Here is a 10,056-nt window from a genome sequence, read left to right as displayed (position 1 = left end):
TTTTTAGCCTCAACCCCCGGGCCTTGTCCGGGGGTTGAGGCATTTTTGCGTTCTCCTGGCAGGCGGTGCCCCTGTGCGCGGCGGTGTTGTGGCTGAGGGTAAGGTCAGGGGGCATCGTCCGTACGTTCCCAGGAGGCCCCCGGGTGGAGGTCCAGGAGACTCGCGTTCAGACCGACCGGGTCCTCACCATCCCCAATATCCTGAGCATGGCTCGCCTCGTGGGTGTGCCGCTCTTCCTGTGGCTGATCCTCCGGCCCGTGTTCGGCGGTCCCAACAGTGATGGCTGGGCCCTGCTCGTGCTGATGCTCAGCGGCGTCAGCGACTATCTCGACGGGAAGCTCGCCCGGCGCTGGAACCAGATCAGCAGCCTCGGCCGGCTGCTCGACCCCGCCGCCGACCGGCTCTACATCGTTTCCACGCTCATCGGGCTGACCTGGCGCGAGATCCTGCCGCTCTGGCTGACCGCCGCTCTTTTCGCCCGCGAGTTGATGTTGCTCGTGATGGTGGGAATCCTCCGCCGGCACGGCTACCCGCCGCCGCAGGTGAACTTCCTCGGGAAAGCTGCGACTTTCAACTTGATGTACGCCTTCCCGCTGCTGCTTCTCAGTGACGGAACCGGCTGGCTTTCGTCACTCGCTGAAGTTTTCGGGTGGGCCTTCGCCGGATGGGGTACAACTCTGTATTGGTGGGCAGGGATCCTCTACGTGGTCCAGGTCCGTCGACTCGTGAAGGCGGATACCGCGGCCGATTGAGCCCGTCTGTCCTGTGTCGAGCAGCGTCGCCGGCAACAACGAGGACGTCCAGAGGGCCCCTGAGCAGACAGGTGAAGTCGGCAGGACCGTCGTCTCTTCAAGGAGGACGCTTCCGACATGAAGGCCGTCGTGATGGCCGGTGGCGAAGGAACCCGCCTTCGCCCCATGACCTCGAGCATGCCCAAGCCTCTGCTGCCGGTGGTGAACCGGCCGATCATGGAGCACGTCCTACGACTGCTCAAGAGGCACGGTCTCAACGAGACCGTCGTCACCGTGCAGTTTCTCGCCTCTCTCGTCAGGAACTACTTCGGCGACGGAGAAGAGCTCGGGATGGAGCTCACGTATGCCAACGAGGAAAAGCCACTCGGTACAGCGGGAAGTGTGAAGAACGCAGAGGAAGCGTTGAAGGACGACGCTTTTCTCGTCATCTCGGGGGACGCGCTTACCGATTTCGACCTCTCCGATCTCATCGCCTTCCACAAGGAGAAGGGCGCCCTCGTCACGGTCTGTCTGACCCGGGTGCCCAATCCGCTGGAATTCGGGATCACGATCGTCGACGAAGAGGGTAAGGTCGAGCGTTTCCTCGAGAAACCCACCTGGGGGCAGGTCTTCTCGGACACCGTGAACACGGGCATCTACGTGATGGAGCCCGAGGTGTTCGACTATGTCGAAGCGGATGTTCCGGTCGACTGGTCGGGCGATGTCTTCCCGCAGCTCATGAAGGAGGGCAAGCCGATCTTCGGCTATGTCGCCGAGGGCTACTGGGAGGACGTCGGCACCCACGAAAGCTATGTGAAGGCCCAGGCGGACGTCCTGGAAGGCAAGGTCCAGGTCGACATCGACGGCTTCGAGATCTCGCCCGGGGTGTGGGTCGCGGAAGGCGCCGAGGTCCATCCCGAGGCGGAGCTGCGCGGACCGCTCTACATCGGTGACTACGCCAAGGTCGAGGCCGGCGCCGAGATCCGTGAGCACACCGTCATCGGCTCGAACGTGGTCGTGAAGAGCGGTGCCTTCCTGCACAAGGCGGTCGTCCACGACAACGTCTACATCGGGCAGCAGAGCAATCTGCGGGGCTGCGTGATCGGGAAGAACACCGACATCATGCGGGCCGCCCGGATCGAGGACGGAGCCGTCATCGGGGACGAGTGCCTCGTTGGAGAAGAATCGATCGTGCAGGGGAACGTGCGCGTCTACCCCTTCAAGACGATCGAAGCCGGCGCCTTCGTCAACACCTCGGTCATCTGGGAATCCCGGGGACAGGCCCATCTCTTCGGGGCGCGCGGGGTGTCCGGCATCCTGAACGTGGAGATCACCCCCGAGCTGGCCGTACGGCTGGCGGGGGCGTACGCCACGACCCTGAAGAAGGGGTCGACCGTCACCACCGCGCGCGATCACTCCCGGGGTGCCAGGGCGCTGAAGCGGGCGGTGATCTCCGCGCTGCAGGCCAGCGCCATCGACGTACGGGACCTGGAGAACGTACCGCTGCCGGTGGCGCGGCAGCAGACCGCACGGGGAAGCGCCGGCGGGATCATGGTGCGGACCTCGCCCGGGGTGCCCGACTCCGTAGACATCATGTTCTTCGACGAACGCGGGGCGGACCTCTCGCAGGGCGGGCAGCGGAAGCTCGACCGGGTGTTCGCGCGCCAGGAGTACCGGCGGGCGTTCCCCGGGGAGATCGGTGACCTGTCGTTCCCCGCGAGCGTCTTCGACTCGTACACCGGCTCGCTGCTGCGGAACGTCGACACCACGGGGATCGCCGAGGCGGGGCTGAAGGTCGTCGTGGACGCCTCCAACGGCAGCGCCGGACTCGTCCTGCCCAGTCTGCTCGGGCGGCTCCAGGTCGACTCGCTGACGATCAACCCCGGGCTCGACGAGTCCCGCCCCACCGAGTCGGCCGAGAGCCGGCGGGCCGGCCTCGTACGGCTCGGGGAGATCGTGGCCTCGGCGCGGGCCGCGTTCGGGGTGCGGTTCGACCCCGTCGGCGAGCGGCTCTCGCTCGTGGACGAGCGGGGGCGGATCATCGAGGACGACCGGGCGCTCCTGGTGCTCCTTGACCTGGTGGCGGCCGAGCGGCGGTCCGGGCGGGTCGCACTGCCGGTCACCACGACGCGTATCGCCGAGCAGGTCGCCGCGTACCACGGCACCCAGGTCGAGTGGACGACCACCTCGCCCGACGACCTCACCAGGGTCGGACGCGAGGAGTCGACGATCTTCGGCGGCGACGGGCGCGGCGGGTTCATCGTGCCCGAGTTCAGCAGCGTCTTCGACGGGGCCGCCGCCTTCGTGCGGCTGATCGGCCTCGTGGCACGGACGCAGCTCACGCTGAGCCAGATCGACGCCCGGATCCCGCGGGCGCACGTCCTGAAGAAGGACATCGCGACCCCGTGGGCCGTGAAGGGGCTCGTGATGCGCCGGGTGGTGGAGGCCGCGGGCAGCCGCTCCGTGGACACCACCGACGGAGTCCGGGTGGTCGAGGCCGACGGGCGGTGGGTGATGGTGCTGCCGGACCCCGCCGAGGCCGTCACCCATCTGTGGGCGGAGGGGCCCGACGACGCCTCCGCCCAGGCCCTGCTCGACGAGTGGGCCGAGGTGGTCGACAGCGCAGGTCGCTGACGGTCTGGACGGTTCCGGCCGGGAGGCGCCCGAGGGGTGCCTCCCGGCCGTACCGAGGGGCCATTCGGCGGTAGGTCGTGCGACGTGCGACGATGTGCGGCATGTCGCAGCAGCCCCCCGTTCGGAGCACCGGATCACCGCCGCCGCGTCCGGACGCGTCCATGTCGCTGCTGAACAACGTGATCGACCACGCGCTCGACGACGGCTACGCCGAGGCGACTGCCCGGCGCGCGGCCGAGGGCGGTGGGCTGCCCCGTAACCTGCGGGCCAAACTGGGTGTCGCCGCGGGGCTCCTGCTCGCGGCCGTCGTGGTGACCGTCGGTGCGGCCGAGGCACGGATCTCCGCGCCGGTCGTCGCCAAGGAGCGGCAGGACCTGATCGACCGGATCGAGAAGGAGACGTCGACCGCCGACCGGCTGGAGGCGGACGTCGAGCAGATCCGGACCGAGGTCGGAAAGCGCCAGCGGCAGGCCCTGCAGCAGCACGGCGGCGACCAGGCCGAGCTCGTGGCCCTGCTGTCGGGCGCGACGCCCGTGCACGGTCCCGGGGTGAAGCTCGTCGTCGACGACGCCAAGGACAGCGACACCGGGGGCGGCGGACCGAGGGAGAGCAGTGGCTTCTCCGACACCGGCCGGGTCCGCGACCGGGACATGCAGCGGGTGGTCAACGGGCTGTGGGAGTCGGGTGCCGAGGCCGTCGCGATCAACGGCCAGCGGCTGACATCGCTGTCCGCGATCCGGGCCGCAGGTGACGCCATACTGGTCGACAACAAGCCGCTGGTGCCGCCGTACACCGTCCTCGCGATCGGGGGCGGACAGCGGCTGAGCACCGCGTTCCAGGACAGCGCCGACGGGCAGTATCTGCACGCGCTGGTGGAGAACTTCGGGATCAGGAGCAGGATCTCGGTCGAGGGCGACGTGCGCCTGCCGGCCGCGCCGAGCCTGACCGTACGTACCGCAGAGCCGAGGGGGGCCGGGGTGGCGACGCCCTCCGGTCGGGCCACGGCCGACACAGGGAAGGGCACATCGTGATCGCCGTACTGGGCCTGATCGTCGGAGTCGTGGTCGGGCTGTTGGTCCGTCCCGAGGTTCCGGCGGTGGTCGAGCCCTATCTTCCGATCGCCGTGGTCGCCGCCCTCGACGCGGTCTTCGGCGGCCTGCGGGCCATGCTCGACGGGATCTTCGTCGACAAGGTCTTCGTGGTCTCGTTCCTCTCCAACGTGGTCGTGGCCGCGCTGATCGTCTTCCTCGGCGACAAGCTGGGCGTCGGCGCGCAGCTGTCGACCGGTGTGGTCGTCGTGCTCGGCATCCGCATCTTCTCCAACGCGGCCGCCATCCGGCGTCACGTCTTCCGGGCGTGAGGCCGATGAGCGAGAACCCTCAGAACCCCGAGCGGCCCGAGGACGCGGAGAAGCCCGAGAACCCGGAGAGGCCCGGGGGCGAGCAGCCCGAGACCCCCGAAATCGTGAGGCCCGAGGCTGTGAGGCCCGAGGCTGTGAGGCCCGAGGCTGTGAGGCCCGAGGCCGTGAAGCCCGAGGTCGTGAGGCCCGAGGTCGTGAAGCCCGAGGTCGTGAAGCCCGAGCCCCCGAAGACCGGGACGTCGCGCGAGGACGTCCGGGTGCCCGAGGTACCCGAGGCGCCCGTCGTGGCCGGGCCGCCGGCCGTCGCCGAGCCGAGTGGGCGGCGGAGGCTCGCCTCCGCCCTGTGGCCGCCACGGGTGACCAGGGCCCAACTCGTCGTCGCGCTGCTGCTGTTCGTCCTCGGTCTCGGCCTGGCCATCCAGGTCTCCTCGACGAGTGAGAACAGCGCGCTGCGCGGGGCCCGCCAGGAGGACCTCGTGCGGATCCTCGACGAACTCGACGACCGCACGCAGCGCCTGGAGGACGAGAAGGCCCGCCTGGAGAAGCAGCGCTCCGAGCTGGAGTCCAGCTCGGACCAGGCCGAGGAGGCGCGCAAGCAGACCCAGGAGAAGGAACGGCAGCTCGGCATCCTGGCCGGTTCCGTCGCCGCCGAGGGGCCGGGCATCACCCTCACGGTGGGGGACCCCACCGGGGCGGTCGAGTCGGACATGCTGCTCGACGCCATCCAGGAACTGCGCGCGGCGGGCGCCGAGGCGATCCAGGTCAACGGTGTCCGGGTGGTTGCGGACAGTTATTTCACCGGTAGCGGTGACGACATGCGGATCGATGGAACGAAGGTGGCCGCTCCGTACGTCTTCAAGGTCATCGGCAAGCCGGAAGATCTCGAGCCCGCGCTCAACATCCCCGGCGGTGTCGTGCAGACCCTGGAGAAGGAGCAGGCCACGGCCACGGTGGAGCGGTCGGCGAAGATCGTCGTCGACGCCTTGCGACCCGCGAAGCGGCCTGACTACGCTCAGTCGTCCTCCCAGTGAGAGGGGGACGTGGGGGGTCCCGCGACAAGGGCATGACGTTGCGGGGGGTCGGCGCACCACAAGGGTGGTGCGTGGTGGAAACTGTCCGGAGGATACGGACGTTGTGAAGGTGTCCGGGTCGGCAGGTGTGAAGGATCTCGGTTCGTCCTGCCCCACGGGCGGGTCTGTTTCGGTCAAGGGGAATCGCCCGTGAGTTTTTTTGCGAAGTTGTTCGGCAAGAGCGGACGTGAGGACGGCGGCAACGCCAAGCACCGCGCGTCGCGCCACGCCCAGAGCGAGGAGCAGGGTGCCGAGCGCCCGCTGTTCCGTGACGAGGTCGACGGTCGGGGCGGTGACATTCCGGGCGCCCAGGGCGCGTCGTCTGTTGACCCTGCCGGTGCCGCCCGCATAGGTTTCGGAGAACCATCAACCTCAAGTACGGGTGGAGGGTTTACGCCCGACCCGTACGCGACACAGACCTCCGCGGGGCAGCCGCGGCAGGAGGATGCGTCCATGCCGGTGTGTACGAGGTGCGGTCACCGCAACGCGGCCGACAGCCGGTTCTGCTCCCACTGCGGCACGCCGCTGCGGGGCGGGATCGCTCCCGAGCGCGCGTCGGAGACGACGTCGACGATCTCCATCTCGGGGCTCGAGGCGTACGACGCGGAGGTCACCGGCCAGACCGCGCTTCCGTCGCTGTCGCCCGAGGCGCTCGCCGCCGTGGAGGCGCTGCCTTCGGGCTCCGCGCTCCTCGTGGTGCGCCGGGGTCCGAACTCGGGCAGCCGGTTCCTGCTCGACGCCGATCTGACGACGGCCGGCCGTCACCCGCAGAGCGACATCTTCCTGGACGACTTCACGGTCTCCCGGCGGCATGTCGAGTTCAGGCGGGCGCAGGACGGCAGCTTCACCGTCGCCGACGTCGGCAGCCTCAACGGCACGTACGTCAACCGTGAGCCGATCGACTCGGTCGTCCTGTCCAACGGCGACGAGGTGCAGATCGGCAAGTACCGGCTGGTCTTCTACTCGAGCCAGCGAGGCGTGTGACGCCTCGGGGAAAGCCCCTTCAGGGAAGGTCCATGCTGCGAACACCGACGGGCGGTGCCGGATCCGGCACCGCCACCGCGGGCGACCGGCTGGTCAGCATCGGCACGGTGCTGAACCAGTTGCGCGACGAATTTCCCGAAGTGACGATCTCCAAGATCCGGTTCCTGGAGGCCGAGGGGCTGGTCGAGCCCCGGCGGACGGCCTCCGGATACCGGAAGTTCAGCCCGCAGGACGTGGAGCGGCTCGCCCGCATCCTGCGGATGCAGCGGGACCACTACCTTCCGCTGAAGGTCATCCGCGAGCACCTCGACGCCCTCGAACGGGGCGAGCCGATCAAGCTCCCGGCGCCCGGACGCCGGCGGGACCTGCTCGAAGGGCCCTGGGAGCAGGACGAGGCGGAGGCGCCGGCCGCCGTGCGGCTGGGGCGGGCCGAGCTGATCGCCGCCGCGGAGGTGACCGAGACCGAGCTCGCCGAGTGGGAGTCGTACGGTCTGATCGCCGAGGCGGAGGGCGGCGGCTACGACGCCGAGACCGTCACCGTCGCCAGACTCGTCGCGGACCTCGGGCGATTCGGCTTGGAGCCCCGGCACCTGCGGGCCGTCAAGGCGGCCGCCGACCGGGAGGCCGGGCTGATCGAGCAGGTGGTCGCGCCGTTGCGCCGGCACCGTAATCCGCAGACCAGGGCCCATGCGGAGGCCACCGCGCAGGAGCTCGCCGCGCAGTCGGTGCGGCTGCACGCGGCCCTCGTCCAGACCGCGCTGGGGATCCGGCTGCAGTGACCCGAAAGGGCGCTCGGAGGGCGCTCCGGCAGGGGTCGTGGAGGGCCCGACTATCCAAACCGGTCGGGCACGTCCTAGGGTTGCTGTGTGAACGAGCTCGACGTTGTGGGTGTCCGGGTGGAAATGCCCTCCAACCAGCCGATCGTGCTCCTGCGTGAAGTGGGAGGCGATCGGTACCTCCCCATCTGGATCGGACCGGGGGAGGCGACCGCGATCGCCTTCGCCCAGCAGGGGATGGCCCCGCCGCGGCCGCTGACGCACGACCTGTTCAAGGACGTGCTGGAGGCCGTGGGACAGGAGCTCACCGAGGTCCGCATCACGGATCTGCGCGACGGGGTCTTCTACGCCGAGCTGGTCTTCGCCAGCGGCGTCGAGGTGAGCGCGCGGCCGTCGGACGCGATAGCACTGGCCCTTCGGACCGGGACGCCGATCTTCGGCAGCGACGGTGTGCTGGACGACGCCGGTATCGCGATTCCGGACGAGCAGGAGGACGAGGTGGAGAAGTTCCGCGAGTTCCTCGACCAGATCTCACCGGAGGACTTCGGGAGCAGCAGCCAGTGAGGCGCGGCGGTGCGGCCGGAGGCCGTCCGCGGGGTGCCGTCAGAGCATTCGACTAGCCTTTCCCTGGAGAAGGACACGCGAAACCACTCTCAGGGTGATTATCACTCGGCGTGCCGAGTGTGGCGATCGTTGACGCACCCCGAGTGACTGCCTACCTTCGTGTGGGCAGGTCAAGGACGGAGGGTCGGCGTGATGAGCAGCGCGGACGGTACGGCAGGGAGCTCGCTCGGACGCGCGTCCGGGGAGAGCGGTCCGTATCCGCTTCACGGCAGTGTGGGCGACTTCGGGACGGACACCGGTGCCGGCGTCGCCGACGCGGCGATCGGCTACCGCGGGCCGACGGCCTGCGCGGCCGCCGGGATCACCTATCGCCAACTGGACTACTGGGCGCGCACCGGCCTCGTGGAGCCGAGCGTGCGGCCCGCGTACGGGTCGGGGACGCAGCGGCTGTACAGCTTCCGCGACGTCGTCGTACTGAAGATCGTCAAGCGTTTCCTCGACACCGGGGTGGCCCTCCAGAACATCCGGGCCGCGGTGCAGCACCTGCGTGCCCGGGGCTTCCGGGACCTGGAGCGGATGACGCTCATGAGCGACGGGGCCACGGTGTACGAGTGCTCCTCGCCCGACGAGGTCGTCGACCTCCTCCAGGGCGGGCAGGGCGTCTTCGGCATCGCCGTCGGGGTCGTCTGGCGCGACGTCGAGGCCGCGCTCTCGCAGCTCCACGGGGAGCGGGTCGACACCGGCGAGACGCTGATCGGGCACAACCCCGGCGACGAGCTGGCGCGGCGGCGGCGCGACAAGGCGGTCTGAGCGAGGCGGCCCCCGAGCGAGGCGGCCCCCGAGCGAGGCGGTCTGAGGGCGGCTTTCGCCCTTCGGGGCGCCTCGGGCCCGGCGGGGCGCCCGGGCGTTCCTCGGCGGCGTTGTCAGTGGCGTAGGGCAGCATCGGACGTGTGAGAGCCGCGCCCACCATCCTGCACCTCGACATGGATGCCTTCTTCGCCGCAGCCGAGCAGGCGTCGAAGCCCAGCCTGCGCGGAAAACCCGTGATCGTCGGCGGTCTCGGGCCGCGGGGCGTGGTCGCCACCGCCTCCTACGAGGCACGGCGCTTCGGGGTGCACTCGGCCATGCCGATGGGCCAGGCGCGGCGGCTCGCGCCGAACGCGGCCTATCTCGTGCCGCGCTTCGCCTTCTACCGCTCGATCAGCGACCAGGTCATGGAACTGCTCCGGCGGCTCTCCCCGCTCGTGGAGCCCCTCAGCCTCGACGAGGCCTTCGTCGACCTCGAAGCCGGTGGTGTCGCCGACGACGGCGCGAGCGCGCGGGCCGCGGGGGAGCGGTTGCGGGCCGACATCCTCGCGACGACGGGGCTCACCGGGTCCGTGGGGCTCGCCGGGTCCAAGATGATCGCGAAGATCGCCTCCGAGGAGGCCAAGCCGGACGGGCTCGTCCTCATCGAGCCCGGGACCGAGCGGGAGCTGCTCGGGCCGCGCTCGGTACGGATCCTGCCCGGGGTCGGGCCGGCCACCGGGGAGCACCTTCGGCGCGCCGGGATGACCACCGTCGCCGACCTCGTGGAGGCGGGCGAGGACGAGCTCGTACGGCTCCTGGGGCGGGCGCACGGGGCCTCGCTGCACCGGATGGCCCAGGGGTACGACGACCGGCCCGTGGTGGCCGAGAGGGACGCCAAGTCGGTGTCGGTCGAGGACACCTTCGACGTGGACCTGCACGACCGGGTGCGGATCCGGATAGAGGTCGAACGGCTCGCGGACCGGTGCGTGGGGAGGCTGCGGGCCTCCGGGCACTCCGGGCGGACCATCGTCCTGAAGGTGCGGCGGTACGACTTCTCGACGCTCACCCGGTCCGAGACGCTGCGGGGGCCCACGGACGACCCGGGCGTCGTCAGGGAGGCCGCGGGGAGGCTCTTGGAGGCCGTGGAC

At 69.9% G+C, this 10,056-nt stretch carries 10 protein-coding genes; all 10 read left to right on the top strand.

All coding sequences use genetic code 11. From position 1 onward, the window contains the following. Positions 1 to 143: 143 nt before the first annotated feature. Positions 144 to 752 carry a CDP-alcohol phosphatidyltransferase family protein gene (locus CCN56_RS21185; RefSeq protein WP_041128159.1) on the top strand — a complete coding sequence of 203 codons (609 nt, stop codon included), beginning with the start codon at positions 144 to 146 and terminating at the stop codon, positions 750 to 752. Between the two features lie 117 nt (positions 753 to 869). Beyond that, entirely contained in the window at positions 870 to 3,365 is a 2,496-nt protein-coding gene (locus tag CCN56_RS21180; RefSeq protein ID WP_041128158.1) for a mannose-1-phosphate guanyltransferase, read from the top strand. Between the two features lie 101 nt (positions 3,366 to 3,466). Further along, a complete protein-coding gene (locus CCN56_RS21175) occupies positions 3,467 to 4,396 on the top strand; it encodes a DUF881 domain-containing protein (RefSeq protein WP_086829044.1) in 930 nt (309 codons plus the stop codon). Then, the gene (locus CCN56_RS21170) at positions 4,393 to 4,725 is read left to right on the top strand and encodes a small basic family protein (protein ID WP_015032176.1); all 333 of its coding nucleotides are present in this window, start codon (positions 4,393 to 4,395) and stop codon (positions 4,723 to 4,725) included. Before CCN56_RS21175 ends, CCN56_RS21170 begins: the two co-directional genes overlap by 4 nt. 5 nt (positions 4,726 to 4,730) lie before the next feature. After that, positions 4,731 to 5,756: a DUF881 domain-containing protein gene (locus tag CCN56_RS21165; protein ID WP_373412879.1), complete on the top strand. Its 1,026-nt coding sequence runs from the start codon at positions 4,731 to 4,733 to the stop codon at positions 5,754 to 5,756. A gap of 81 nt (positions 5,757 to 5,837) precedes the next feature. Beyond that, the gene (locus tag CCN56_RS21160; protein ID WP_179199931.1) at positions 5,838 to 6,779 is read left to right on the top strand and encodes an FHA domain-containing protein; all 942 of its coding nucleotides are present in this window, start codon (positions 5,838 to 5,840) and stop codon (positions 6,777 to 6,779) included. Between the two features lie 32 nt (positions 6,780 to 6,811). Continuing rightward, complete coding sequence (locus tag CCN56_RS21155; protein WP_086829042.1) at positions 6,812 to 7,558, top strand: MerR family transcriptional regulator; 747 nt, start codon at positions 6,812 to 6,814, stop codon at positions 7,556 to 7,558. Between the two features lie 87 nt (positions 7,559 to 7,645). Continuing rightward, on the top strand, positions 7,646 to 8,119 hold the full coding sequence (locus CCN56_RS21150; protein WP_030686418.1) for a bifunctional nuclease family protein: 474 nt from the start codon (positions 7,646 to 7,648) through the stop codon (positions 8,117 to 8,119). 192 nt (positions 8,120 to 8,311) lie between these two features. After that, positions 8,312 to 8,929 carry a MerR family transcriptional regulator gene (locus CCN56_RS21145; RefSeq protein ID WP_179199930.1) on the top strand — a complete coding sequence of 206 codons (618 nt, stop codon included), beginning with the start codon at positions 8,312 to 8,314 and terminating at the stop codon, positions 8,927 to 8,929. A 140-nt stretch (positions 8,930 to 9,069) separates the two neighbouring features. Further along, positions 9,070 to 10,056, top strand: a 987-nt coding sequence (locus CCN56_RS21140; protein WP_086829038.1) for a DNA polymerase IV, incomplete at its 3' end; no start/stop codon positions are given.

Origin of the sequence: Streptomyces sp. NRRL B-24572 (genome assembly GCF_002156145.1) — a bacterium.
In the GTDB taxonomy this organism is placed as follows: domain Bacteria; phylum Actinomycetota; class Actinomycetes; order Streptomycetales; family Streptomycetaceae; genus Streptomyces; species Streptomyces vietnamensis.
The sequence above is the reverse complement of the archived record's forward strand: the minus strand, read 5'-3'. Positions and strand labels throughout refer to the sequence as shown.

Excerpts from the sequence above, each read along its gene's own strand:
- CCN56_RS21180 (WP_041128158.1), top strand. The coding sequence starts at position 870 with ATGAAGGCCGTCGTGATGGCCGGTGGCGAAGGAACCCGCCTTCGCCCC.
- CCN56_RS21175 (WP_086829044.1), top strand. The coding sequence starts at position 3,467 with ATGTCGCAGCAGCCCCCCGTTCGGAGCACCGGATCACCGCCGCCGCGT.
- CCN56_RS21165 (WP_373412879.1), top strand. The coding sequence starts at position 4,731 with ATGAGCGAGAACCCTCAGAACCCCGAGCGGCCCGAGGACGCGGAGAAG.
- CCN56_RS21155 (WP_086829042.1), top strand. The coding sequence starts at position 6,812 with ATGCTGCGAACACCGACGGGCGGTGCCGGATCCGGCACCGCCACCGCG.
- CCN56_RS21145 (WP_179199930.1), top strand. The coding sequence starts at position 8,312 with ATGAGCAGCGCGGACGGTACGGCAGGGAGCTCGCTCGGACGCGCGTCC.